Source organism: Pseudomonas sp. NFX71 (genome assembly GCF_048079215.1).
Taxonomy (GTDB): domain Bacteria; phylum Pseudomonadota; class Gammaproteobacteria; order Pseudomonadales; family Pseudomonadaceae; genus Aquipseudomonas; species Aquipseudomonas fluorescens_B.
Genome location: NZ_CP182230.1, coordinates 5,848,226 through 5,871,780 on the forward strand (window position 1 = coordinate 5,848,226; position 23,555 = coordinate 5,871,780).

Genomic DNA, 23,555 nt, shown 5'->3' on the forward strand with positions numbered 1-23,555 from the left:
TGATGTGGGATCAATCATCCCGCGTCAGCACTTCCAGCAATTCAATCTCGAAAACCAGGTTCGAATTCGGCGTGATCTTGCCCATGGTGCGCTCGCCATAGGCCAGGTGCGCCGGCACCAGCAACTTGCGCTTGCCGCCGACCTGCATGCCCATGATCCCTTGATCCCAGCCCTTGATAACCCTCCCGGTGCCAATCACACACTGGAAAGGCTTGCCTCGGCTGTAGGAAGAATCGAATTCGGTACCGTCTTCCAGCCAGCCACGATACTGGGTGGTGATCAGTGCACCTTTGACGGCGGCTTTGCCATCGCCCGGCTCAATATCGATGATTTGCAGTTCGTCGTTCATGCTTCTACTCGTTTACGGTCGCCCGGTCCGGGGCGCGGACGAAGGTTTTCGCAGAATTCTGCACCGAAGGCAATCCATGGAACCGAAGCCCTTGGCTTCCGCTCACATGAGTATCGACCTCGTGCTCAGCAAAGGACGCTCAGATGACCGATCAACGATCACCGCGCAGTTTCATTCCGCCCTACATTCTCAATCGAATCATCGCCCACGGTTCCGAGCGTCAGCGCTCCAGCGCGATGATCACCTTGACCCACGTGCGCACGCTTCGGCACACGCCGGGTTTGTCGGTGCCTTCTTCCGCTGCGGCGATCCTGCCCACTTCGGCTAAACCCGGTCAGGTCCAGCGCAGCATTCATGATGCGCAAGGCAAAATGCTGCTGCCGGGAATGCCCGCGCGCCTTGAAGGCCAGCCCGCGACGGGCGACGCAGCGGTTGACGAGGCTTATGATGCAATGGGTGCCAGTCACGATTTTTTCTGGAAGGTGCTGGGGCGCGACTCCATCGACAATCAGGGTTTTGCGCTGATCGGCAGTGTGCATTACGGCCAGAATTACGAAAACGCATTCTGGAACGGCGCACAAATGGTCTTCGGGGACGGCGACGGCGAGATCTTCGAGCGCTTCACCCGCTCGCTGGATGTGATCGGCCACGAACTGAGCCACGGCGTGATCGAAAGCGAAGCCGGCCTGGTCTATGCCAACCAGTCCGGGGCATTGAATGAGTCGATATCGGATGTTTTCGGGGTGCTGATCAAACAACGCGTGCTGGGTCAGACAGCCGCAGAGGCGGACTGGCTGATCGGCGCCGACTTGCTGACGCCTCGCATCAAGGGCGTCGGTTTGCGTTCGATGGTTCATCCGGGCACGGCTTACGACGACCCGCTGCTCGGCCAGGACCCGCAACCGGATCACATGCGCAAGTTCGTCATCACTCAGGAAGACAATGGCGGTGTGCACATCAATTCCGGCATCCCCAATCGAGCGTTTTATCTGGTGGCCGAAACCTTGGGCGGGTTTGCGTGGGAGAAGGCCGGGCGCATCTGGTACGACACGTTGTGCGACAAACGTCTGCCCGGCGAAGCGTCGTTCGAGCAGTTCGCGCAACTGACCGTTACCCACGCTCGCAACCGCTTCGGCACCGACGAAGCCCGAGCGGTAAAACACGGATGGGCCGAAGTAGGTGTTAAACCGAGTCAGGAGGGTTCATGAAAACGCTGCCAGCATTGGGCGATGAAACCGTCGTTCGCCTGTCCCGTCAGGGTGGTTTCGCGAGGGTCCACGCCTTGACCCGCCCCCGTGAAATCGAGTTCACGCACTGCGATCTCGATCAGCGCGCGCGTATCTGCACGTTGCTGGAGGGTTGCCTGCCACTGGCCCGGGAGTCTTGCGGTCAGGGCGATCAACGCTTCTATCAAATCGAAGTGCGCTCACGCGTCAATGATCAGGGTGGTGGTTGGGTGCTGAATGTTCCCGAGGATCAGGCACCGGGGGAACTGGTGCAGTTGTGGGACAAAGGTGTACTTCTTCAGGGGGGGCCGTGCAATTGAGCAAGCGTGTGAACTAACATAAGCACACCTTTTCGTGATGATGGCACGCCATGATGGCAAACCCTGAATGAATTTTGTCTGGACCAGCGCAGCCCTCGGCTCATTAGTAGTTGCCCTGATCATCCTGCTGATCTGCCGCGAACGCTCGCAGCAAAAGCAGTTGGCCGAGTATCGTGCGCTGATTACCAACCTGTCCGAACGACAAACCATCCACCAGGATGGCGACGCCGAACGCTTCAAACGCAGCCAGTATTTCGCCAGGATCGGCACCTGGGACTGGGATGTCGACACCGACCGGCTCTACTGGTCGGAAGCCATCTACGGCATGTTCGGCTTCAAGATCGGCGAAGTGACGCCCTCCTACGCCTTGTTTTGCGCCTGCGTGCACCCCGACGACCGGGTCAGGGTGCGGGCCGGTGAGCTGCGTTGCCTGGAAACCGGCGAGAATCATGACGAGGAATACCGGGTGATCTGGCCCGACGGCACCGTTCGCTGGCTACGCGAGACCGGCAACGTGGTGAAGAACGATCACGATGAAACGATCAAGATGATGGGCGTGGTCCGTGACATCACCGAGGAAAAAGCTTCCGCCAGTTACTTGCAGCACCTGGCCCACTTCGATCCGTTGACCGGCCTGCCCAATCGATTGGTGCTCGAAGAACGCCTGTCCCAAGCACTGGAGCAGGCGCGAATCACTGCCACGCGAGTAGCCCTGGTGTTCGTCGACCTCAATGGTTTCAAGGCCATCAACGACCATTACGGCCATGCCGCCGGTGACCGCGTACTCGTCACCACCGCCACGCGCCTGAAGAGGATCCTGCGCGCAACCGACACCGTCGCCCGCATCGGCGGCGACGAATTCGTGGTCATCCTCCAGGGCCTGCCTCAAGGTGGCTGCCTGCAAGACGAAGCCCGACGTATCTGCCAGAAAATTTTCGTCGAACTCTCACCGCCAGTGACCATCGGCAACGACCATCGCCACATCGGCACCAGCCTGGGCGTCGCGGTGTTTCCGGACCATGCGCCGAGCATGGACCGGTTGATTCATATTGCCGACCTGGCGATGTATGAGGCTAAACGCAGCGGGAATAACCAGTATCGGCTGGGTGAGCAGACGTTGAGTCATAGTCGGGTTGAGTGAAACTGTTCAGTCGTAACCTTGGCCATAGGCAACGCCGTTGAACGAGTCGCTCCAGACGTCCAGTCAACGACATCGCCGTGGAGCTTTACCGCGAGCCTGGACAATGACAATCAACCGTCCATGGCCAATTGTTGCTGGCGGCCTAACGCTCCACCGGCGTGATATCCATGATCGTCCCGTTGGTGATCATCACCATCATGTACTTGTCATTGATCTGCACCCACTGCGCCTGTTCCTTCGGGGCTTTCAGGCCCTTCGCCTTCCAGTTGCCGATGGCCTTCTCGCTGCGCTGGTAAACATCCGGGGCGCGGTCGCCGACCACCAGCTCGCGGGTGTTGTTGACGCCGGGCTGGACGGTTTTTTGCGGTTCATCGGCTTGAACGATCGAGCTGATGCCGGCGATGCCTGCGACGAGGGCGAGGCTGGCGATAAGGGTCTTGCTGTTCATGGATGAAGCTCCAGTAATGTCGTGGTCTCTGAACTCCGACTGCGGCAGCACAGAAACATTCCTTGTGGTTGCGTGACAGAGGCAACGACGCACCATTCATACAATCATTGCCATCCGGGCTGACGCCTGCCGTCGCAGCCTTTATCCTTGTGCCCCCCGCCGTACCGAGTTCTGGAGTTTCCCAATGCCCCATGAAGGCAACCTGTTGCAAGCCGCTGTCGTGTTTCTGTTCGCGGCGGTGCTCACCGTTCCTTTGGCCAAGCGCCTGCAACTGGGGGCGGTGCTGGGCTATCTGTTTGCTGGCGTGATTATCGGGCCGTCGGTGCTGGGCCTGATCGGCAATCCGCAGAGCGTCAGTCATATTTCCGAACTCGGCGTGGTGTTGCTGCTGTTCATCATTGGCCTTGAACTGTCGCCTCGGCGCTTGTGGGTGATGCGCAAGTCAGTGTTTGGGGTCGGCCTGGCGCAGGTGCTGCTGACCGGGTCGGTGATTGGCGTGTTGGCGCTGTTCGTGTTTGGCCAGCCGTTGAACAGCGCGATTGTGCTGGGCCTGGGCCTGGCGTTGTCGTCCACTGCGTTTGGTTTGCAAAGCCTGGCTGAACGCAAGGAACTGACCAGTCCGCATGGGCGCCTGGCCTTTGCAATTCTGTTGTTCCAGGACATCGCCGCGATCCCGTTGATTGCCATGGTGCCGCTGCTGGCGGGCGGCGATCACACCAGCAGTGCGGCCGAGGATTTGAATCACGGTTTGCGGGTATTGGGCAGCATTGCGGTGGTGGTCATTGGTGGTCGCTATCTGCTGCGACCCGTGTTCCGCGTGGTGGCCAGGACCGGTTTACCGGAAGTCTCCACCGCCACCGCGTTGCTGGTGGTGATTGGCACGGCGTGGCTGATGGACCTGGTGGGCGTGTCGATGGCGCTGGGCGCGTTCCTCGCCGGTTTGCTGCTGGCGGACTCCGAGTATCGCCACGAGCTGGAAGCACAGATCGAACCCTTCAAGGGTTTGCTGCTGGGACTGTTTTTCATCAGCGTCGGCATGGGCGCGAACCTGAGTTTGCTGCTCAGCGCGCCGATCACGGTGCTGGGGCTGACACTGCTGCTGATCGCCATCAAGCTGCCGCTGCTGTTTGTGGTGGGTCGACTGGCCGGTGGACTGGGCAAGGTCAGTGCGATTCGCCTCGGCATCGTGCTCGCCGCCGGTGGTGAATTCGCGTTCGTGGTGTTCAAGATCGGACGGGATCAGGGCTTGTTCGAGCCGCGCCTGTACGATTTGCTGGTGCTGACGATCACGCTGTCCATGGCCGTGACGCCGTTGTTGCTGCTGCTCTGCGCGCGACTGGTCACACCGAAGGTGCAACCTGTGGTGGTGCCGGAAAAATTCCGCGAGATCGACACCGACGAACCCCGCGTGGTGATCGCCGGCATGGGCCGGATGGGTCAGATCGTCGCCCGTATCCTGCGAGCGCAAAATATCAAGTTCGTGGCCCTCGACACTTCGGTGGAAACCATCGAACTGTCGCGCAGTTTTGGCGGCGTACCGGTGTTCTATGGCGACCCGATGCGCCCGGAAATCCTCAGCGCGGCCAAGGTCGAGCAGGCAGAGTACTTCATCATCGCCACCGATGATCCGGACACCAATATCAAGACCGCCGAGGTGGTACACCGGCTGTATCCACACATCAAGATCATCGCCCGCGCCCGTAACCGCCAGCATGTGCACCGGTTGGTGGACCTGGGGGCCGAGGCGATTCGGGAAACCTATTATTCGAGTCTGGAAATGAGCCGGCGCACCTTGGTAGGACTGGGGCTGACCCAGGCTCAGGCCGATGCGCGGATCAAGCGCTTCAAGCATCACGATGAACAGGTGCTGGAAGCGCAGCATGCGGTGTATGACGATGCGGCGAAGGTGTTGCAGACTGCGCAGGAAGCCAGGGCGGAACTGGCGAAGCTGTTTGAGTCCGATCAGCTGGAAGAAGAATCCAGTAAGAGTTGAAGTGAATGTGAGGGCCTCATCGCGTGCAAGCCCGCCCCCCACACTAGAGCGCATCTGGCATGCTCATTCGATCAACTGTGGGAGCGGGCTTGCTCGCGAAGAACGATAACGCGGTATATCCGAATAAATAACGACTTCAAGGAATCCACAATGGCCGCTGCCCCACCCGCCCCCGCCCTCAAGGAAATCTTCAACGCCGAGCGCCTCAAGCACATCGCCACGGAGATGACGGCGGTCTACCCCGCGTTCAACGCCAGGGCCTTCCTGAAAATGGCTAACGACGGGCTCGCCGAGTTGTCGATCATGCAGCGCATGGCCCGGGTCAGCGAGTGCCTGCACGCTGTCCTGCCGTTGAGTTATGAAGCGTCGCTGGACGTGCTGCGCGCCCTCGCCCCGCGCCTGAACAGCGGTTTCGTCAGCATCTCGCTGCCGCATTACGTCGCGACCTATGGCGGCCACGCGTTCGAGCAGTCCATGGACGCGCTCAAATACTTCACCACCTTCGGCTCCGCTGAATTCGCGATCCGCTATTTCCTGCGCAGCGACTTCGAGCGCGCGCTGGCGGTGATGCACGAGTGGTCGCTGGACGAAAACGAACACGTCCGGCGTCTGGCCAGCGAAGGCTGCCGCCCGCGTCTGCCGTGGTCATTTCGACTGGAACGGATCCAGGCTGACCCGACCCTCGCCGCCGCTATCCTCGACAACCTCAAGGCCGACGACAGCCTTTATGTGCGCAAGTCGGTGGCCAACCACTTGAACGACATCACCAAGGACCATCCCGAGTGGGTGCTGGACCTGATCGAAGGCTGGTCGCTGGACAACAGGCACACCGCGTGGATTGCCAGGCACGCCCTTCGCAGCCTGATCAAACAAGGTAACTCGCGGGCGCTGGCGATCATTGGCGCGGGTGGCAAACCCGAGGTCGAGATCATGGACGTGAACGTCGAACCGGCGGTGATTGCATTGGGGGAGAAAATCACCTTGTCCTTTACCGTTAAATCCACAGTCGAGAACAGCCAGCGACTGGTGATCGACTACACCATCGATTACGTCAAAGCCAATGGCAGCACTTCAGCGAAGGTGTTCAAGCTCAAAGCGCTGACATTGCCCGGCCACACCACCGCCGTGCTCAGCCGTGGTCAGCACATCAAGGAACTCACCACCCGCAAACATTACGCGGGCAAACATGCAGTACACGTGATGGTGAACGGCGAGCGCCTGGCCAGCACGGCCTTCGAAATCCTCCCCTGAAACCCGGCGCCTACAAAGGGTTCTGGCCCAGCAGTAAAGTTTGTTCCTGCTCACACAACTCCACCACGTAATCCCACAACACCCGCAGCCGCACGGATTTGTGCAGCTCGCGGCGGGTGCTGATCCAGTAGCTGCGCTGGATGCTTTCATCCGGCAACAACGGCACCAGCTGCGGATCGGCACTGGCCATGTAGCACGGCAACACCGCGATCCCCAGGCCTGATCGCGCCGCCTGTTGCTGGGCGATGACGCTGGTGCTGTGGAAGACCACCTGCGGGTTGCGGCAGAAGCTGTTGAGGAACATCAGTTCCTGGCTGAACAGCAAATCGTCGACATAACCGATCCACGCATGGCGACCGAGGTCTTCGCGGCTGCGCAGCGGTGGTGCGCTGTCGAGATACGCCTGGCTGGCGTACAGCGCCAGGCGATAGTCGGTGAGCTTGCGCGTGACCAGCATGTCGGCGGACGGGCGTTCCAGGTGGATGCTGATCTCGGCTTCGCGGTTAAGAATGCTGACAAACCGTGGCACCGCCACCAGTTCCACTTCGAGCCCCGGATAGCGTTCGAACAGCCCGTTCATGCGACTGGCGAGGAACATGATGCCCAGCCCTTCCGTCACGCCGACGCGAATCTTGCCCAAGGGCGCCGTCGATTGGGTGATCTCCTCCTGAGCCAGCAGCGCAACGTTTTCCATCGCCTCGGCGTGTTTGAGCAGCGCTTCGCCGGCCGGGGTCATCTCGTAGCCCTGGGCATGCTGGACGAACAGCGCCGAGCCAAGGCTCTTTTCGATGGCCTCGATATGCCGGGCCACCGTGGCGTGGGTAGTGTTCAAACGGCGGGCGGCAGTGAGCAAACGCCCGCTGCGCTGCAATTCGAGAAAAAACCGCAGGTCATTCCAATCGAACATGAACCGTCCTTAGGGCTGCGCTGTTTGAAAACGCACAGCGGCTGCGCAAAAACTAACATTCTTTTGACGAAAGCTAACAACTAGGATGACCGACAACAAGAACAACAATAAGAGGTCAGGGATGCAGACTTCCCTTGAAGAATTCGACTACATCGTAGTCGGAGCCGGGCCGGCCGGTTGTTTGCTGGCCAATCGGTTATCGGCCAATCCGCAACACCGCGTGCTGCTGCTTGAAGCCGGCGGCCGCGATAACTACGCGTGGATTCACATCCCCGTGGGTTACCTGTTCTGCATCGGCAACCCGCGCACCGACTGGTGCTTCAAGACCGAAGCGCAACCCGGCCTGCAAGGTCGCGCCCTGAGTTACCCCCGTGGCAAGGTGCTCGGCGGCTGTTCCTCTATCAACGGCATGATCTACATGCGTGGCCAGGCTGGCGACTATGACCGCTGGGCCGCCGACGGCAATCCCGGCTGGAGCTGGAACGACGTCCTGCCGCTGTTCAAGAAAAGCGAAAATCACTTTGCCGGCGACTCTGAATTCCACGGTGCCGCCGGGGAATGGCGGATCGAGCGCCAGCGACTGTCATGGCCGATTCTCGATGCGTTTCGTAGCGCAGCCGAACAAAGCGGCATCGCCAGCATCGACGACTTCAACCAGGGCGACAACGAAGGTTGCGGCTACTTCCAGGTCAATCAGAAAGCCGGCATTCGCTGGAACGCGGCCAAGGCATTTCTCAAACCGGTCCGTCTCCGTCCCAACCTCACCGTACTGACCGACGTCGAAGTCGACCGCGTGCTCCTGGAAAACGGCCGCGCCTCGGCGGTCAGCACACGCTGGCAAGGCCAGGTAAAAACGTTCAAGGCACGCAAGGAAATCATCCTTTGTGCTGGCGCTGTCGGTTCACCGAGCATCCTGCAACGCTCCGGCATCGGCCCTCGCCCACTCCTGGAAAAACTGGGGATCGGCGTGGTGCATGAGCTGCCCGGCGTGGGCGGCAATCTGCAGGATCACCTGCAACTGCGGCTGATCTATAAACTGGAAAATGCCCGGACCCTGAACCAGATCGCCGGCAGCGTCTGGGGCAAAATGGGCATGGGGTTGCGTTACCTGTATGACCGCAGCGGGCCGCTGTCCATGGCGCCAAGTCAGCTCGGTGCGTTTGCCCGGTCAGGGCCGGAACAGACCTCGGCGAACCTCGAATACCACGTGCAACCCTTGTCGCTGGAACGTTTCGGCGAGCCATTGCACGCCTTCCCCGCCTTCACCGCGTCGGTCTGCGATTTGCGCCCGCAGAGCCGTGGTCGAATCGACATTCGTTCGGCGAATCCCCAGGAAGCACCGCTGATCCAACCTAATTATTTGAGCCACCCGGAAGACTTGCGCGTCGCGGCTGACGCGATACGCCTGACCCGGCGCATCGTTTCCGCCCCCGCCCTGCAAGCATTCAAGCCGGTGGAATACCTGCCCGGTGACCGCTTGCAGACTGAAGAAGAACTGCACGAAGCCGCCGCCCGCATCGGCACGACGATTTTCCATCCGGTCGGCACCTGCCGCATGGGCGACGACGCCGACGCGGTGGTCGATGCGCAGCTCAAAGTCCATGGCATCCCCGGCCTGCGCATTGCCGATGCGTCGATCATGCCGCGCATCACCTCGGGCAACACCTGTTCGCCTACGCTGATGATTGCCGAAAAAGCCGCGCAACTCATTCTTAACCCCAATACAAGGAGCAACAGCCAGGAAAGGGAACTGGTCACGAACGTCTGAATGCCAAACTCGGTCAATGTAGGCGCTGGCGAAGCCTGCGATCTTTTGGCGCCCCTGGTGCGCCAGAGCATCAAGGTCAAAGATCACAGCCTGCGGCAGCTGCTACAGGGATCGGGTAAATCAGCAAGATCGATGCAGGTAGCGTCGAATTGACAGTAGCGGCACCCGCCCACAAGGCAGGCGCCGACAGTGGAACAACAAAAACAATCACTGTGAGGGATACCGATATGTCAGAACATGTACAGCCCCTGGACATCACACGCAGCGTCGACACGAGCCGCGACACCCGCAAAGTCATTTTCGCTTCGTCACTCGGGACGGTGTTCGAGTGGTACGACTTCTTCCTCTACGGTGCCCTCGCGGCGGTCATCAGCAAACAATTCTTCGCCGGGGTCAACGACACCACCGCGTTCATCTTTGCGCTGATGGCGTTCGCCGCCGGTTTCATCGTGCGCCCCTTCGGTGCGCTGGTGTTCGGTCGGTTGGGGGACATGATCGGGCGTAAATACACCTTCCTCGCGACCATCATCCTCATGGGTGTGGCGACGTTCTGCGTCGGGCTGCTGCCGACCTACGCCAGCATCGGCATCGCCGCGCCGATCATTCTGGTGGTGTTGCGTATGCTTCAGGGGCTGGCCCTGGGCGGTGAATACGGCGGCGCTGCGACCTATGTCGCGGAACACGCGCCCATCGGCAAACGCGGCTTCCACACCAGCTGGATTCAGTCCACTGCAACCCTCGGCTTGCTGCTGTCGCTGCTCGTGGTGCTGGGTTGCCGTTATTTCACCGGTGACCAGTTCGAAGTCTGGGGCTGGCGGATACCGTTTCTGTTTTCGATCGTGCTGCTGGGCATCTCGACCTGGATTCGCCTGAGCCTGCACGAATCTCCTGCGTTCGTGAAAATGAAAGAGGAAGGCAAACTCTGCAAGTCGCCGCTGCGTGATTCCTTCGGTAAATGGGAAAACCTCAAAGTCGTGCTGATCGCCCTGTTCAGCATCAACGCCGGGCAAGCAGTGACGTTTTATGCGGCGCAGTTTTATGTGCTGTTCTTCCTCACCCAGTTCCTGAAAATGGATCCGGCACTGGCCAATAGTCTGTTGATCGTCAGCGTGATCATCGGCGCGCCGTTCTTCATTTTCTTTGGCTGGCTGTCGGACAAGGTCGGGCGCAAACCGGTGTTGATGATCGGCCTGTTGCTGGCCACCGCGCTGTACTTCCCGATCTTCAAGTCCATCGCTCACTACGCCAACCCGGCCATCGACCAGGCCAGTCGCCAGGCGCCGATCACCGTACTGGCCGACCCGGCCACTTGCACCTTCCAGTTCGATCCGGTGGGCAAGGCGAAATTTGACAGCCCTTGCGACAAGGTCAAAACCTTCCTGGTGAAACAGGGCTTGCCCTACACCAGTGAAGCAGCCCCGGCCGGCAGCGACGTGCAGGTCAGCGTTGGTGAGGTAAAAATCGATGGCTACGACGAAGCGGCCCTGCGTGGCGCGGTGACATTGGCGGGGTATCCGTCACAAGCGGATACGCAACAGGTCAACAAGCCGATGATCGTGGCGCTGATGGTGGTTCTGATCATCATCTCCGCCATGTGCTACGGCCCGCTGGCGGCGCTGATGGTCGAACTGTTCCCGACGCGCATCCGCTACACCTCGATGTCCCTGCCTTATCACATCGGTAATGGCTGGTTTGGCGGGTTTCTGCCGACGGTGTCGTTCGCGTTGGTGGTGTATACCGGTGACATTTTCTACGGGCTTTGGTACCCGGTAGTGATTACTGCGGTGAGCCTGGTGGTGGGGATGATTTGTTTGCGTGAGACCAAGAATGTGGATCTGGATACCAACTGACACCTGACTTGATGAATTGATTGGTAGGCCAGCCTGCTAGCGATGGTCGTTAACGATAACGCGCTGTCTGAATGAACGCGCTGTCTGGACGTCCATCGCTGGCAAGCCAGCTCCCACAGGGTTCCGCTGACATCCGCGAGTTCAAATCGGTATCCACTTCCTCAAGTGAACAGAATTACCGCAATCGCGAGCCGTTTTCGCTACTCTGGCCCGAAGCATCCATCGCCCCGCCACTCACCCGACCGAGGCACCATGATCATTTCATCCGCATCCGACTACCGCGAGGCAGCCCGCCGCAAACTTCCCCGCTTCCTGTTCGACTACATCGACGGCGGCGCTTATGCCGAGCACACACTGAGGGCCAACAGCGCCGACCTGACGGGCATCAGCCTGCGTCAGCGCATCCTGAAAAACGTCGAAACCCTGAGCCTTGAAACCACCCTCTTCGACCAGCCCCTTGCGATGCCGATCATCCTCGCACCGGTCGGCCTGACAGGCATGTTCGCCCGTCGTGGCGAAGTGCAAGCGGTCAAGGCCGCACAAAACAAAGGCATCCCCCTGTGCCTGTCAACGGTCTCGGTGTGCTCGATCGAAGAAGTGGCGGCCCAAACCCAACAATCCATCTGGTTTCAGCTGTATGTACTGAAAGACAGAGGCTTCATGAAAAATGCCCTGGAGCGGGCCAAGGCCGCCGGGGTGAAAAACCTGGTGTTCACCGTCGATATGCCCACGCCCGGCGCGCGCTACCGGGACGCACACTCGGGGATGTCCGGGCCTTTTGCGTCTTCGCGAAGAATCCTGCAAGCCATGACCAAACCCGACTGGGCCTTCAACGTCGGCCTGATGGGTCGTCCGCATGACTTGGGCAACATCTCGAAGTACCTCGGCAAAGCCGTCACCCTCGAAGACTACATGGGCTGGCTGGCCAACAACTTCGACCCGTCGATCAGCTGGAGCGATCTGGAATGGATACGGGATTTCTGGCAAGGCCCGATGATCATCAAAGGCATCCTCGACCCTCAGGATGCCCGGGACGCAGTCAGCTTTGGCGCGGACGGCATTGTGGTGTCGAACCACGGCGGGCGGCAGCTGGACGGCGTGCTCTCCACCACCAAGGCATTACCGCCGATCATGCAAGCGGTGGGCAATGACCTGACGGTGCTGGTCGACTCGGGAATCCGCTCGGGGCTCGATGTCGTGAGGATGCTGGCGCTGGGCGCGAAAGGCGTGTTGCTGGGGCGTTCCATGGCGTACGCGCTGGCCGCCGACGGTCAACGCGGGGTGGAAAACATGCTGGACATTTTCGCCAAAGAGATGCGCGTGGCGATGACGTTGACCGGGGTCACTTCGATTGGTCAGATTGATGAATCGACGCTGGTGCAGGCGGTTCGGTGAGCTGATCGCAATCATTAAAAAACCGCGCAATGGCGCGGCTTTTCCCGGGAGGCGAGCGTCAGAAACTCGCTTTGACCGACACCATGAAGTTGCGTGGGTCGCCGTAATAGTTGCCGAAGCTCTCGGTACCGATGGTGGTGTAATAACGCTTGTCGAACAGGTTGTTGCCGTTCAACGCCACCGACCAGGTGTCGTCGATGCGGTAGCCGATCCGACCGTTCCAGATCGCATAACCTGACTGAGTGATCTTGTCGCCAGTGGCCGGAGAGACGCGGAAATTATCGCTTTGCGCGTTGACGCCGGCACCCAGGGTGAACCGCTCGAGAGCACCGCCCAGCGCGTAATCACCCCACATGCGCAACACGTGTCTCGGCACATAACTGTTGAACGCGGCGCCGTTCAGGCTGGTATCGATGTCGTCGAGGGTCTTGGTCTGGGTGTAGGTGTAACCCGCGAGCAATTGCAATCGTTCGATCACTTCACCGCTGATCTCGGCCTCGAAACCCTGGGCGCGCACTTTTCCCGCGTTGACATAGCAGTAGCCATCCGATGACGGGCAAGAGGAGTTGAAGTCCGTCTGCGCCTGGTCCTTCTGGATGGTGCGGAAAAGGTTGAACGAGCTGTTCAGGCGACCATCGAACCAGGCGCCCTTGATCCCCAATTCATAACTCTGCCCCACCAGCGGTTTGAGGGCCGAACCGTCTTCCGAACGAAAGTTGCCTTGAGGGGTAAAGATATCCGAGTAGCTGGCGTAAGCCGTCAGGTGCTCGTTCAGGTCCAGCAGCACGCCGGCAAATGGCGTGACCTGGCCTGTCTCCGTGGTGCTGGCGTGTTCCGAGGTGCCTGTATTGATGAAGTCGTAGTCGGTTTCCGAGTTGTACCAGCTCACACGACCGCCGACGACGAGGGTCAACGGATCTGCCAGTTTCAGGCGCAACGTCGAGTAAACGCCTTTCTGTTTGGTCACGGAATTGACCGGCCCGCCGCGAGACGAGTTGTCGATGAAGTAGCTGTCGTCCGGTTCAGGAACATGCTTGTCGGGGTTGAACACATTCTGCCGCTGCGGCAGAAACGCCACTGAGTAGAAGTCGTCTTTTTTCGCACGGCTGGCGTTGAAACCTGCCACCAATTCGTGTTGTTGGCCGAACGCGTCGAACTTGCCGTCCACGTAGGCATCCAGGCCGTAATCGACCTGGTCGTAGTCATACATACTGCCGAGCATACCCGTGGTGTTGGTGCCGGGAGTCACCGCGCCTGAGGCAAACGCGTATTTGATGTCCTGGGTGTTTTTGGTGTAAACGCTTGCGACCTTCAAGGACCAGTCTTCGTTGATTTGATGTTTCAGATCGCTGAAGACGGTGGTGCGCTGGCTGCGCCAGGTGTTCCAGGAAGGGTCGAGGCAGCTGGAGCGGCTGAGCTTCAGGTCACTGCGATCCCGGTAACGCGGCAGACCGCCCCAGCAGGGATTGGCGTCGACGTCTTCATAGGCAACGCCCAGCCCGAGTGTCGTGTCGGGGCTCACATCAAAATCGAGGGCACCGTAATACACCTGATCCTTGCGACTGGCGTCGTCCACAAAGTAATGCCGGCTCTGCTCGGCGACTACCGCCCGGCCGCGCACCGTGCCGGAGTCGTTCAGCGGTCCGCCGGTGTCGACCTGTCCGCGATAATTGTCCCAACTGCCACCGGACAGCGTGATGTCCGTATGCGGCGCGGTCTGGCCGCGCTTGCGCACGAAATTCACCCCGCCGGCCGTGCCACCCGAACCCTTCATCATGCCCGCGGCACCACGAAGGATTTCGACCCGATCGTAATACGCCATGTCACCACTGAAACTGTCGGCCTGAACATAAAGGTTGCCCATATCCAGCGGCACGCCGTCGTACTGGTACTGGCCCGACATACGGAAGCCGCGCGAATAGAAATATTTGCCGCCCATGGTCGAGTCGTAGACAGTAATGCCCGGCGTCTTTTCCATGACCTGTTCGATGGTGTTGAGGTTCTGGTCGTCAAGCATCTTGCGGGTCATCACCGTGACCGATTGCGGCGTTTCCTTGAGCGAGTGCTCGCCCTTGCCGATGGTCACCGCGCCCGTGGTGTACGAGCCGCTGTACTCGGTGGTCGCGCCCAGCATCTGCCCGTTGATGTTGGTCGCCCCCAGTTCCAGTGCCGAGCCGGTGGCCGGTACTGGCCGCAGCACGTAAGTGCCGTTGGCCTGGGGTTCGGCTCGCAGACCGCTGCCGCCCAGAATTCGCGCGAATCCTTCACTCACACCGAACGCCCCCTTGAGTCCGGGGGACTTCAGCCCTTCGGTTTGTCGCGCATCAAAGGAAATGGCGGCGCCCGCCGCACTGGCGAAATGACTGAGGACTTCGGTCAGACTGCCGCCAGCAATGTCGAAGGATTGAACCGAAGTTTGCTGTTGCGCCGCCATCGCCGCGACCGGCCATACGCACATCGACGTTGCCGCGATCAATCCGACGTTCACTGCAATCGCCAGACGACCTGACGTGTAGACCCGAGACATGCTTACCCTCCCCCAAAGATCATCAATAAAACTCACTGAGGGATGAGCCGAACGATGTGAATGAAAAGTGCAAAAGACTGAAATTATTTTTTGTCGCCTCAGCCGGAAACATTGACCCAATAGCGACTGAATCGGCTGATACGCAGGGAAAAACCGCTTTCCAGCGCAGCCAGCGCCAGGTCCGTGTTATCGATGGGGAACGCGCCGGACACCTTCAGATGGGCAATGCGCGGATCACAGCGCAGCACGCCTGTGCGATAGCGCGATAGGTCGGCCAGCAACTCGGCCAACGGACGATTGATGGCGATGATGCTGCCCTGCTGCCAGGCGCCCGTCGAAGCATCATTGCGCCGTACCGTCCCCAGTGAAGCAGGATTGAAACTCAGGGACTGGCCAGCCTCGAGGCGCACCTTCGGGCCAACGCCAGATGAAGTCACTTCCACCGCCTTCTCAAGCACGGCCACCTCGCCGCCCTGATGCCCGGACCGGACGATAAACCGTGTCCCCAGCGCCAGCACCTCGCCATGGCGAGTGACCACCTTGAACGGTCGCTGCGAAGGATCGACAGCGGTCGTGACAAGCATCTCGCCCCACAACAGTTCCAGCACCCGTTGGTGCCCATCGAAACGCAGGTTGACCGACGTGTCGGTATTCAGCAGCAATGAACTGCCATCCGCCAGGCGGAACTCCCGGCGCTCACCCACGGCAGTGCGGAAATCGGCGAACAGGTTCTGGCTTGTTTCACTGCGCCATCCCAACCAACCGAGCGAACCGGCCGAGGCCAGTACCACGACACTACGCAACACCTGCCGACGCGAGCTGTCAGCGCCGCGCAAGGTCGGTGAGGCCAAGGCGCCAGGCACGCGACTCATTTGCTCGCCGACGGCGGCCATGCGCTGCCAGGCTTGAGTGTGCACAGGGTCGGCGAGCAGCCATTCGTTCCATGCCGCGCGATCGGTGTCGGTCGCGACACCTGACTGTAGGCGTGCATACCACTGAGCCGCGACACTGATCGCCTTCAGTTCGGCGGGTGAAAGGCTCATGCCAGCTGCAACTGGATTTGCATCAGACAGCAATGCTCCATGGCCTTGGCCATGTGATTGTTGATGGTGCGCACGCTGACGCCCAGGCGCTGGGCAATCTGCGGGTAGGTCAGGCCTTCGAACTGAGACAGAATGAACGCCTGTTTGACCTTCGGCCCCAACCCTTGCAGCAAACGATCGATTTCCATCAGGGCTTGCAGCAGGATCGCCTGCTCTTCCAGCGAAGGTTGTTGCCCTTCGGGCATGGCCGCCAAGGCTTCCAGATACGACTGTTCCAGCGAACGCCGGCGGAACAGGTCAATCAACAAGCCCTTGGCGATCATCGACAGGTACGGCCGCGGCTCGCGTATCTCCAGCGCGTTGCGCGCCTTGATCACCCGGACGAAGGTGTCCTGCGCCAGATCCGCCGCATCGAAGGCGTTACCCAAGCGCTTGCGCAGCCAGCCATTAAGCCAACTGTGGTGGTCGCAATACAGATCATTGACGGCGCTGCGCAGGGACAAATCGTTGGCGGACATGACAATGGAATAATTCGCGACTGATAATGAATCGCATTGTCATCGGTACAGGAGGTGATTGGCAATAGCTGTATTGGCCAAACCCCGCCTCACCCGTAGGTGTGACGGGGTTGTCAGCCGTAGAAGCTCTATCTTCGCTGAAGCGCCCCTCATTCAATGTTTTCGAGAATCTCGAACTTCACCTGATCGGGATAGAAGGCCACATGATTCTTGATTTGTTCTACCGACACTTTGGGGTTTTCATAACTCCATGCCGCATTGGCCCCCTCATGCCCCGTAATCTGCAGGCTGAAATAGCTCGCGTCGCCCTTGTAAGGGCAATAGCTGGTGTGATCGGTGCGGGCAAAATATTGCTCGTCGATGTCCTCCCGCGGGACGTAATACACCGGAGGGTAATTGGCCTCCAGCAGCACCAGCGCGCGGGTGGACGCGGCCACCTGAATATCGTGAAACTTCACCAGCAGGGTGCCTGGTTGCTCGGCAATGGTGATGACAGGACTGGGACCGGAGCTTTTCATGAATTGCGTTCCTCGGGATGATGATAAACCTGTAGGAGCGTGCGAGCGGCGGTCCGACTTGCTCGCGATGGGTCGCGCAGCGGCCCCAAAACGTGAGAACACAGCTTCAGGTATAACCCAGATTTTGCCATCACGACGGCTTCGCAGCCGAACGGGATCAAGTGCTTTATCCGTCCGTGGACCGGCTCACCGCTTCCCACGCCTCGATTTCACGCGTCATCGCCTCCAGCCGCTCGCGCACCAGCTGCAGCGCATCGCTACCGAGCAACAGGTGCGCAGGTGGCGCCTCACTGTCAATCAACGTCAGCATGGCTCGGGCGGCTTTCACCGGATCGCCCAACTGTTTGCCGCTCTTGTTCTGCCGCGCGCTACGGATCGGGTCGAAAGTGGCATCGTATTCGGCAATGCTGCGTTCGGATCGGCGCATTGAACGCCCGGCCCAATCAGTGCGGAACGATCCCGGTGCAACGGCCGTGACTGCGATGCCGAATGGCTTGAGTTCCTTGCTCAAGGTGTCGGAAATCCCCTCCAGTGCAAATTTGCTCCCGCAGTAATAGGCAATGCCAGGCATCGTGATGAAACCGCCCATGGACGTGATGTTGATGATGTGCCCTGCCCGGCGCTGGCGAAAAAAGGGCACGAAAGCCTTCGTCACCGCCACCGCGCCGAACACATTCACCTCAAACTGCTGGCGCATTTCTTCAAGGGCCGACTCTTCGAAAATACCTTCGTGACCATAACCAGCGTTATTGACCAATACATGCACCGGGCCGAGGCTGGCTTCGACCTCGGCCACCACCGCGTCGATCCGCGCGAAGTCAGTGACATCCAGGCATCGACCGAAAGCCTGTTTCGAGGCATGCGCCTCGAACTCAACCCGCGCCGATTCGCTGCGCACAGTGCCGATCACCCGATGCCCCGCCGCAAGTGCCTCGTTGGCCAACGCCTTGCCGAAACCGCTGCTGACGCCGGTGATGAAGAGGGTCTTTTTTGTACTCATGGTCACATTCCACCCAGGTAGTGCTGCCGCATAGCGCGACAGTCAGGCTCGACACCATGTTAGAAGTGCGCACGCGCTGACTGAACGCTCATTGCTGTGAGTTATTTGCCTAATCCTATGGATTGATTGCTTTACACAGACGGCAGGGCCACATTCAAGCCCAATGAACACGCAGCAGGACCGAACCGTGAGCCCATCAGCCGTAGATCAAAACGATTGCCAGCAACGGATGATCGACCTGCTCAGCCGACTCGCTCCGGACGAAGGCTACAACCTCACCGCGCTGGCGGATGTGCGCTTGCTGCGCTCAAACCGTCCGCTGCATCGCACCCCGGTGCTTTACGATCCGGGCATCGTCATCGTCTGCCAGGGGCGCAAACGCGGCTATTGGGGGGAAACGACCTACGTCTACGATGCCCGGCATTATCTGGCGGTGACCGTCCCGGTTCCCTTCACCATGGAAACCGACGCCAGCGAGGACGAACCGCTGCTGGCGATCTATCTGCATCTGGACTTCAACCTCGTCGCCGAACTGATGTTGCAACTCGACGACCAACCGTCGGCCGCGCCCCAAGGCATGTTCGCCTCGCCCATGGAACCGCGCCTGAGCCAATCGGTCCTGAGGCTGCTGGAGGCGCTTGACTCGCCGCTGGACAGTCGCCTGCTCGGACCGGCGCTGGTGCGGGAGGTTTATTACCGGATTCTTACCGGCGCTCAGGGCGGTTCGATGCGCGCCGCCCTCAGCGCCAAAGGCCGATTTGGCCGTATATCCCTGGCCCTGCGAAAAATCCACGCCAGCCTCGGCGAACGGTTGGAGGTGGAAGACCTGGCCAGGGAGGCCAACATGAGCGTGCCGACCTTCCACGCGCATTTCAAAGCGATCACCCACACTTCGCCGATGCAGTACCTGAAGACCACGCGCCTGCATCAGGCCCGCCTGTTGATGGCGCGCAACGGCTGCAGCGTCGCGTCGGCCGCTTCGCAAGTCGGCTATGAAAGCGGTTCGCAGTTCAGTCGCGAATTCAAAAGGCTGTTCGGTCGTACGCCCACCGATGAGGTGACGCGAATGAAAGGCTCGTTCGCCCTGCCGCCTCTGGAGAACGCGCAGTTTGTGTCCTCCCATTGAGCGCCTCGATCTGCAGATCGTTGCAATGTCTGGACATGCACAAGCTGTACATCCATACAGATAAAGATTGCTCCATCGCTCATCAGCCGCCATTCTGTGCACCTTCCGGCAGCTGATGAACGATGGTGGTTATGCGGTTGTACCTCTGTGAAAAACCTTCCCAGGCCAAAGACATTGCGGCCGTGCTCGGCGCTCGGCGTCGCGGCGACGGCTGCTGGCTGGGAACGGACGTCACGGTAACCTGGTGCATCGGCCATCTGCTGGAAACCGCGCCGCCGGATGCCTACGACGCACGTTATAAGCGCTGGGTGTTGGCGGATCTGCCGATCATTCCGGACAAATGGAAAATGACCGTCAAACCGCGCACCGCCAGTCAATACAAGGCCGTCAAACGCTTGCTTGGCGAGGCCGATGAGCTGGTGATCGCCACCGATGCCGACCGTGAGGGCGAAATGATCGCCCGGGAACTGGTGGAGCATTGCCGTTATCGCGGGCCGATCCAGCGATTGTGGCTGTCGGCGCTGGACGATGCGTCGATCCGCAAGGCGTTGGCTGCACTGAAACCGGGAGCGGAGACGTTCAGTCTCTATCATTCGGCATTGGGCCGCTCACGGGCCGACTGGCTGATCGGGATGAACATGAGCCGGTTGTTCACGCTGCTGGGGCGCCAGTCCGGCTACCAGGGCGTGTTGCCGGTCGGTCGGGTGCAAACGCCGACCCTGCGGCTGGTCGTGGATCGCGACCGCAGCATTGCCGATTTCGTCCCCGTGGCTTACTGGGCCATCGACGTGCAGCTGCTGCACGATGGCACCGCGTTCACCGCACAGTGGCGCGCGGCCTCCGACGCTTGCGACGATCAGGATCGCTGCCTCGACCAGGCGCTCGCGCAACAAGCGGCGGCGGCGATAGGCAATGCGGCGAGTGCCCGGGTGATCAAGCTGCGTACCGAGCGGATGCGAGAAGTGGCGCCGCTGCCGTTCGATCTGGGCACCTTGCAGGAAGTCTGCTCGAAGAAGCTTGGCCTCGGCGCCCAGGAAACGCTCGACATCGCCCAGGCGCTTTACGAAACCCACAAGGTCATTACCTATCCGCGCAGTGATTGCGGCTACCTGCCTGTCAGTCAACACAGCGAAGCGCCAGGTATTCTGGCAGCGTTGAGGCAGGCTGATCCGGCCCTCAACGCCTTGCAGGACTACCTGGAACCCCAGCGCCGCTCACGGGCGTGGAACGATGCGAAAGTCAGCGCTCACCACGGCATCATCCCCACTGCAGCGGCAAAAAACCTTGATCGGCTGGCGGGCAAGCAGCGTGCGGTCTATACCCTGATCCGTGCACGTTATCTGGCGCAGTTTCTGCCCAATCATGAATACGACCGGACCCAGGCCGACTTCGACTGCGCCGGTCAAGCCTTGCGCGCCGTCGGCAAGCAGATCATCGAGCCTGGCTGGAAACGCGCCCTGCCCGAGGCCCTCGCCCCGGCCAAGGGCCGCGAAGCGCCAGCGCCGCAAACCTTGCCGACATTGGCCGAAGGACGTGAGTGCACGGTGGCCGAGGTGAAGCTCAAGGACCTCTGGACCCAGCCGCCCAAACCCTTCACCGAAGGTGACTTGATCAAAGCGATGAAGAACGTCGCCAAACTGGTGGAAGACCCACTGCTCAAGCAGAAACTCAAGGACACCACCGGCATCGGCACCGAAGCCACCCGCGCCTCGATCATCCAGGGCCTGCTCGACCGCGGTTACCTGATCAAGAACGGGAAGGCACTGGCCGCGACGCCGGCCGCCTTCAGCCTGATCGACGCGGTGCCACGTGCCATTGCCGATCCGGGCACCACGGCGATCTGGGAACAGGCGCTGGACATGGTGCAAAGCGGCGAAATGAGCCTGGAAGAGTTCGTCACCAAACAAGCCGCGTGGATGAGCAAGCAGGTGGCCCGCTGCGCCGGCCTCAGCCTGACCATCAGCGGCCCGGCAAGCCCGGCCGGGCGCGGTGGCGCGCCATGGAAAAACAAACGCAAACCGGCCAAGCGCAAACCCGCGACTGCTGGCACGCGCGCAGCAAAACCGGCGAGCAAGGCGTGATCGGGCAATGGTCTACTGTTCATCAGATCCGCTGACATCAGAAGCGAGCCCGCATGCCCTCGATTGAACTGCACGCCGCACAGCGCGATGAACTGGAAACCATTGAAAACCTGATGCAGTTCTATCTGCACGACTTCAGTGAATGGCTGCCGCTGAAACTCGGCGCGAATGGTTTCTTCAACCTCCAGGACCAACAGGATTACTGGCGAAACCCTGCCACCCGCCCCTTTTTGATCAAGGTCGATGGGGAACTGGCCGGTTTCGTGACCGTGGATGACCGCACCCATCTTCCCGGCGCCGAGCACAACATCGGCTACCTGTTCGTCAGCCGCCGCTTTCGTGGCCAAGGTGTCGCGACGTTTGTCGCATCCACCCTCTTGAGCCAGCTCCCCGGTCAATGGCAGATTTTCCACATCGACGCCAATCAGCCCGCGCGTTTGTTCTGGGCGAGTGTGATTGACGATCTCACCGGCGGCACGTACACACGGCATCAGCAGCCGGTAGACGATTTCCCCTGCACCTTTTATCGCTTCCAAAGCTCACCGCTATCGTCCTGAGTGACGTTCTCCAGTTCCGCTTTCTCATTCCAAACAGCTTTGTCCGACAATATGTAGTGCTTGAAAATAATCACTACAAAACCGTTGACGCCTCCGATTTGCCCTTGCATGATGCAGACATCTCCCCGATCGGGAGTACGGCAACATGTTTGAGCAAGCTCGTCTGACCGCCGAGCTGTTTTTCCCGGATACACGCTGCCCACAAGGCAGATTGAAGAAGCTGACCTGGCCCGAACGTCCAGTACAAGGACGAGAAGCGCTGGCGATCAATCCTCATGAAGCTTGTGGCCGACCCTGAAAACGTCGGTAGTGGCCCGAAGGTTATCGCTGCTTCTCTTCGTTGTGACGCTATTGCGTAGCAGTTATTCAACACGACTACATGCAACAGACGCGGGACCCCGTCATTTCGGCGGCCGACCGCTGACGTCCTGGTTTCGGTGCCAGGGATCAACTAACCGATGGGCTACCTGTATTAGCGAATCAACTTTGAAAGATCACCAAATGGTCAAGGGGCTTTATATGAATCTGAACAATCAACCCACCATCGATGAACTGGCTCGTATGTTCGCTGCGCAAAAAGACAGCCATGACAGCCATATCCTGTGGATCAGCAAATCGGGCCAGGTGCATATCGACTGCCTGTCGCCGCATGCCCATGAAGCCGAGTTCGACCAGAACAACCAGAATCTGCTGGCCCGATTGAAGATGTACCGTCGCGGTCAGGGCTATGTCGGCAAAAAAGCCGCAGCCGACAAAGACTTCATCGGTAATGTTCTGCAAACGCTGAAACAGGCCTGGGCCTCGATGCAGAACCAGAATGAAGTTCGGGTGATTGACCGGTTCTACTGATAATCCAACACAATAAAAAGGCCCCGCTCGAATGATGATCGAGCGGGGCCTTTTTGTTTGTCTCCACTGTGCCAAACAAAGCTATCGTTAAAGGTATCCGCTGTTGGTCCCTGGAGACTTGCGATGAAAAACAACCTGAAATTCCTGCTGTTGCTGCTGATGACGAGCGCTGTTCAGGCAAACAGCGTCAACGGAGTCCCGTCATTCGCAGTGGAGTGCCCTGGCAAGATCCTCGTCCAGGCGGATCAGGACGGGCCGGTGATGATCAACGGCAAGGAAGCCGAAACCAAAGCCATCAATGATCGCCGCTTCGAAGCCAAGAGCTCCGGCATCACACTGTCCATCGTCCTGGCCGATGACGATTCGGTGGTCGTGTCTTCCACCGGCAAGGCGCCCAATGGAGTGTGCCAGTCAGTCGATGACTGACGTCGACGACTCGGCTTTCCCAGAACCAACTCCATAACGGCAATTCCTTCACGTTATGCAGCGTCCGTTTGCCCGCCTCCAACGCCACCAGCCCCCACCTCGCACACCCGATGCAGGCCTCGCCCGCGTCAGTCGGCCTGACCGTGCGCGAGGTGCGATCGAACAGGCTACCCCCCAGTGTTTCCTCCAGTCGGCGAATCTGTTGCGACAAGGTTGGCTGTGACACGTGCAGTGCCGCGGCAGCACGGGTGAAACCGCCGCA

At 59.9% G+C, this 23,555-nt stretch carries 22 protein-coding genes and 1 pseudogene; 14 read left to right on the forward strand and 9 right to left on the reverse strand.

Features of this window, described 5'->3' with window-relative positions:
* Positions 1 to 10: 10 nt before the first annotated feature.
* Positions 11 to 349, reverse strand: a complete 339-nt coding sequence (locus ACM1ZW_RS27075) for an FKBP-type peptidyl-prolyl cis-trans isomerase (protein WP_017339484.1) — start codon at positions 347 to 349, stop codon at positions 11 to 13.
* 143 nt (positions 350 to 492) lie between these two features.
* Between ACM1ZW_RS27075 and ACM1ZW_RS27080 the strand changes: the two genes are divergently transcribed.
* The 3 genes from ACM1ZW_RS27080 (at position 493) to ACM1ZW_RS27090 (ending at position 3,036) form a co-directional block, all read left to right on the forward strand.
* Positions 493 to 1,557, forward strand: a complete 1,065-nt coding sequence (locus ACM1ZW_RS27080; protein ID WP_416739734.1) for a M4 family metallopeptidase — start codon at positions 493 to 495, stop codon at positions 1,555 to 1,557.
* The gene (locus ACM1ZW_RS27085; RefSeq protein WP_414878446.1) at positions 1,554 to 1,895 is read left to right on the forward strand and encodes a protealysin inhibitor emfourin; all 342 of its coding nucleotides are present in this window, start codon (positions 1,554 to 1,556) and stop codon (positions 1,893 to 1,895) included. Before ACM1ZW_RS27080 ends, ACM1ZW_RS27085 begins: the two co-directional genes overlap by 4 nt.
* A 67-nt stretch (positions 1,896 to 1,962) precedes the next feature.
* Positions 1,963 to 3,036, forward strand: coding sequence for a diguanylate cyclase domain-containing protein (locus ACM1ZW_RS27090; protein ID WP_416739735.1), 1,074 nt, complete (start codon positions 1,963 to 1,965; stop codon positions 3,034 to 3,036).
* A gap of 142 nt (positions 3,037 to 3,178) precedes the next feature.
* Here ACM1ZW_RS27090 and ACM1ZW_RS27095 read toward each other — a convergent pair whose 3' ends face one another.
* On the reverse strand, positions 3,179 to 3,484 hold the full coding sequence (locus ACM1ZW_RS27095; protein ID WP_017339488.1) for an RcnB family protein: 306 nt from the start codon (positions 3,482 to 3,484) through the stop codon (positions 3,179 to 3,181).
* A 184-nt stretch (positions 3,485 to 3,668) separates the two neighbouring features.
* On the opposite strand from ACM1ZW_RS27095, the gene ACM1ZW_RS27100 reads away from it, so the two are divergent.
* Together ACM1ZW_RS27100 and ACM1ZW_RS27105 are read left to right on the forward strand one after the other, a co-directional pair.
* Positions 3,669 to 5,477, forward strand: a complete 1,809-nt coding sequence (locus tag ACM1ZW_RS27100; RefSeq protein ID WP_017339489.1) for a monovalent cation:proton antiporter-2 (CPA2) family protein — start codon at positions 3,669 to 3,671, stop codon at positions 5,475 to 5,477.
* Between the two features lie 150 nt (positions 5,478 to 5,627).
* Positions 5,628 to 6,728 (forward strand): DNA alkylation repair protein, encoded by a 1,101-nt coding sequence (locus tag ACM1ZW_RS27105; protein ID WP_414878444.1) that lies wholly within the window; start codon positions 5,628 to 5,630, stop codon positions 6,726 to 6,728.
* 10 nt (positions 6,729 to 6,738) lie between these two features.
* Here the strand turns inward: ACM1ZW_RS27105 and ACM1ZW_RS27110 are convergent, their stop codons facing one another.
* Positions 6,739 to 7,635, reverse strand: coding sequence for a LysR family transcriptional regulator (locus ACM1ZW_RS27110; protein WP_017339491.1), 897 nt, complete (start codon positions 7,633 to 7,635; stop codon positions 6,739 to 6,741).
* 121 nt (positions 7,636 to 7,756) lie between these two features.
* Between ACM1ZW_RS27110 and ACM1ZW_RS27115 the strand changes: the two genes are divergently transcribed.
* The 3 genes from ACM1ZW_RS27115 to lldD all read left to right on the forward strand — a co-directional run bounded on the left by ACM1ZW_RS27115 (position 7,757) and on the right by lldD (position 12,648).
* Positions 7,757 to 9,403 (forward strand): GMC family oxidoreductase, encoded by a 1,647-nt coding sequence (locus tag ACM1ZW_RS27115; protein ID WP_017339492.1) that lies wholly within the window; start codon positions 7,757 to 7,759, stop codon positions 9,401 to 9,403.
* Positions 9,404 to 9,630: 227 nt separating this feature from the next.
* On the forward strand, positions 9,631 to 11,253 hold the full coding sequence (locus ACM1ZW_RS27120; protein ID WP_017339493.1) for an MFS transporter: 1,623 nt from the start codon (positions 9,631 to 9,633) through the stop codon (positions 11,251 to 11,253).
* A gap of 252 nt (positions 11,254 to 11,505) precedes the next feature.
* Positions 11,506 to 12,648 carry an FMN-dependent L-lactate dehydrogenase LldD gene (gene lldD, locus ACM1ZW_RS27125; protein WP_414878440.1) on the forward strand — a complete coding sequence of 381 codons (1,143 nt, stop codon included), beginning with the start codon at positions 11,506 to 11,508 and terminating at the stop codon, positions 12,646 to 12,648.
* Between the two features lie 58 nt (positions 12,649 to 12,706).
* On the opposite strand, the gene ACM1ZW_RS27130 is transcribed toward lldD, so the two are convergent.
* The 5 genes from ACM1ZW_RS27130 to ACM1ZW_RS27150 form a co-directional block, all read right to left on the reverse strand.
* Positions 12,707 to 15,175 carry a TonB-dependent siderophore receptor gene (locus tag ACM1ZW_RS27130; RefSeq protein WP_416739736.1) on the reverse strand — a complete coding sequence of 823 codons (2,469 nt, stop codon included), beginning with the start codon at positions 15,173 to 15,175 and terminating at the stop codon, positions 12,707 to 12,709.
* A 98-nt stretch (positions 15,176 to 15,273) separates the two neighbouring features.
* Positions 15,274 to 16,218, reverse strand: a complete 945-nt coding sequence (locus ACM1ZW_RS27135; RefSeq protein WP_416739737.1) for a FecR domain-containing protein — start codon at positions 16,216 to 16,218, stop codon at positions 15,274 to 15,276.
* Positions 16,215 to 16,736: a sigma-70 family RNA polymerase sigma factor gene (locus tag ACM1ZW_RS27140; RefSeq protein ID WP_017339497.1), complete on the reverse strand. Its 522-nt coding sequence runs from the start codon at positions 16,734 to 16,736 to the stop codon at positions 16,215 to 16,217. Before ACM1ZW_RS27140 ends, ACM1ZW_RS27135 begins: the two co-directional genes overlap by 4 nt.
* A gap of 149 nt (positions 16,737 to 16,885) precedes the next feature.
* Positions 16,886 to 17,254: a DUF427 domain-containing protein gene (locus tag ACM1ZW_RS27145; RefSeq protein ID WP_414878437.1), complete on the reverse strand. Its 369-nt coding sequence runs from the start codon at positions 17,252 to 17,254 to the stop codon at positions 16,886 to 16,888.
* A gap of 166 nt (positions 17,255 to 17,420) precedes the next feature.
* Positions 17,421 to 18,254 carry an oxidoreductase gene (locus tag ACM1ZW_RS27150; RefSeq protein WP_414878436.1) on the reverse strand — a complete coding sequence of 278 codons (834 nt, stop codon included), beginning with the start codon at positions 18,252 to 18,254 and terminating at the stop codon, positions 17,421 to 17,423.
* Positions 18,255 to 18,483: 229 nt separating this feature from the next.
* Here ACM1ZW_RS27150 and ACM1ZW_RS27155 point away from each other — a divergent pair, with 229 nt between their 5' ends.
* The 6 genes from ACM1ZW_RS27155 to ACM1ZW_RS27180 all read left to right on the forward strand — a co-directional run bounded on the left by ACM1ZW_RS27155 (position 18,484) and on the right by ACM1ZW_RS27180 (position 23,293).
* Complete coding sequence (locus ACM1ZW_RS27155; RefSeq protein WP_017339500.1) at positions 18,484 to 19,380, forward strand: AraC family transcriptional regulator; 897 nt, start codon at positions 18,484 to 18,486, stop codon at positions 19,378 to 19,380.
* A gap of 131 nt (positions 19,381 to 19,511) precedes the next feature.
* The gene (locus ACM1ZW_RS27160; protein WP_017339501.1) at positions 19,512 to 21,461 is read left to right on the forward strand and encodes a DNA topoisomerase III; all 1,950 of its coding nucleotides are present in this window, start codon (positions 19,512 to 19,514) and stop codon (positions 21,459 to 21,461) included.
* Between the two features lie 53 nt (positions 21,462 to 21,514).
* A complete protein-coding gene (locus ACM1ZW_RS27165) occupies positions 21,515 to 22,018 on the forward strand; it encodes a GNAT family N-acetyltransferase (RefSeq protein ID WP_017339502.1) in 504 nt (167 codons plus the stop codon).
* 145 nt (positions 22,019 to 22,163) lie between these two features.
* Positions 22,164 to 22,316, forward strand: coding sequence for a hypothetical protein (locus ACM1ZW_RS27170; protein ID WP_007946257.1), 153 nt, complete (start codon positions 22,164 to 22,166; stop codon positions 22,314 to 22,316).
* A 221-nt stretch (positions 22,317 to 22,537) separates the two neighbouring features.
* Positions 22,538 to 22,867: a hypothetical protein gene (locus ACM1ZW_RS27175; protein WP_031319009.1), complete on the forward strand. Its 330-nt coding sequence runs from the start codon at positions 22,538 to 22,540 to the stop codon at positions 22,865 to 22,867.
* Positions 22,868 to 22,990: 123 nt separating this feature from the next.
* The gene (locus tag ACM1ZW_RS27180) at positions 22,991 to 23,293 is read left to right on the forward strand and encodes a hypothetical protein (protein ID WP_017339504.1); all 303 of its coding nucleotides are present in this window, start codon (positions 22,991 to 22,993) and stop codon (positions 23,291 to 23,293) included.
* 40 nt (positions 23,294 to 23,333) lie between these two features.
* On the opposite strand, the pseudogene ACM1ZW_RS27185 reads toward ACM1ZW_RS27180, so the two are convergent.
* Positions 23,334 to 23,552, reverse strand: a pseudogene (locus ACM1ZW_RS27185) (LysR family transcriptional regulator); the annotation flags it as partial.
* Between the last annotated feature and the right edge of the window lie 3 nt (positions 23,553 to 23,555).

Coding starts and splice junctions, on each gene's coding strand:
- lldD (WP_414878440.1), top strand. CDS start 11,506: ATGATCATTTCATCCGCATCCGACTACCGCGAGGCAGCCCGCCGCAAA.
- ACM1ZW_RS27120 (WP_017339493.1), top strand. CDS start 9,631: ATGTCAGAACATGTACAGCCCCTGGACATCACACGCAGCGTCGACACG.
- ACM1ZW_RS27150 (WP_414878436.1), bottom strand. CDS start 18,254: ATGAGTACAAAAAAGACCCTCTTCATCACCGGCGTCAGCAGCGGTTTC.
- ACM1ZW_RS27085 (WP_414878446.1), top strand. CDS start 1,554: ATGAAAACGCTGCCAGCATTGGGCGATGAAACCGTCGTTCGCCTGTCC.
- ACM1ZW_RS27110 (WP_017339491.1), bottom strand. CDS start 7,635: ATGTTCGATTGGAATGACCTGCGGTTTTTTCTCGAATTGCAGCGCAGC.
- ACM1ZW_RS27095 (WP_017339488.1), bottom strand. CDS start 3,484: ATGAACAGCAAGACCCTTATCGCCAGCCTCGCCCTCGTCGCAGGCATC.
- ACM1ZW_RS27105 (WP_414878444.1), top strand. CDS start 5,628: ATGGCCGCTGCCCCACCCGCCCCCGCCCTCAAGGAAATCTTCAACGCC.
- ACM1ZW_RS27155 (WP_017339500.1), top strand. CDS start 18,484: ATGATCGACCTGCTCAGCCGACTCGCTCCGGACGAAGGCTACAACCTC.
- ACM1ZW_RS27075 (WP_017339484.1), bottom strand. CDS start 349: ATGAACGACGAACTGCAAATCATCGATATTGAGCCGGGCGATGGCAAA.
- ACM1ZW_RS27160 (WP_017339501.1), top strand. CDS start 19,512: ATGCGGTTGTACCTCTGTGAAAAACCTTCCCAGGCCAAAGACATTGCG.
- ACM1ZW_RS27175 (WP_031319009.1), top strand. CDS start 22,538: ATGAATCTGAACAATCAACCCACCATCGATGAACTGGCTCGTATGTTC.
- ACM1ZW_RS27170 (WP_007946257.1), top strand. CDS start 22,164: ATGTTTGAGCAAGCTCGTCTGACCGCCGAGCTGTTTTTCCCGGATACA.
- ACM1ZW_RS27145 (WP_414878437.1), bottom strand. CDS start 17,254: ATGAAAAGCTCCGGTCCCAGTCCTGTCATCACCATTGCCGAGCAACCA.
- ACM1ZW_RS27090 (WP_416739735.1), top strand. CDS start 1,963: ATGAATTTTGTCTGGACCAGCGCAGCCCTCGGCTCATTAGTAGTTGCC.
- ACM1ZW_RS27115 (WP_017339492.1), top strand. CDS start 7,757: ATGCAGACTTCCCTTGAAGAATTCGACTACATCGTAGTCGGAGCCGGG.
- ACM1ZW_RS27130 (WP_416739736.1), bottom strand. CDS start 15,175: ATGTCTCGGGTCTACACGTCAGGTCGTCTGGCGATTGCAGTGAACGTC.
- ACM1ZW_RS27100 (WP_017339489.1), top strand. CDS start 3,669: ATGCCCCATGAAGGCAACCTGTTGCAAGCCGCTGTCGTGTTTCTGTTC.
- ACM1ZW_RS27140 (WP_017339497.1), bottom strand. CDS start 16,736: ATGTCCGCCAACGATTTGTCCCTGCGCAGCGCCGTCAATGATCTGTAT.
- ACM1ZW_RS27165 (WP_017339502.1), top strand. CDS start 21,515: ATGCCCTCGATTGAACTGCACGCCGCACAGCGCGATGAACTGGAAACC.
- ACM1ZW_RS27180 (WP_017339504.1), top strand. CDS start 22,991: ATGAAAAACAACCTGAAATTCCTGCTGTTGCTGCTGATGACGAGCGCT.
- ACM1ZW_RS27080 (WP_416739734.1), top strand. CDS start 493: ATGACCGATCAACGATCACCGCGCAGTTTCATTCCGCCCTACATTCTC.
- ACM1ZW_RS27135 (WP_416739737.1), bottom strand. CDS start 16,218: ATGAGCCTTTCACCCGCCGAACTGAAGGCGATCAGTGTCGCGGCTCAG.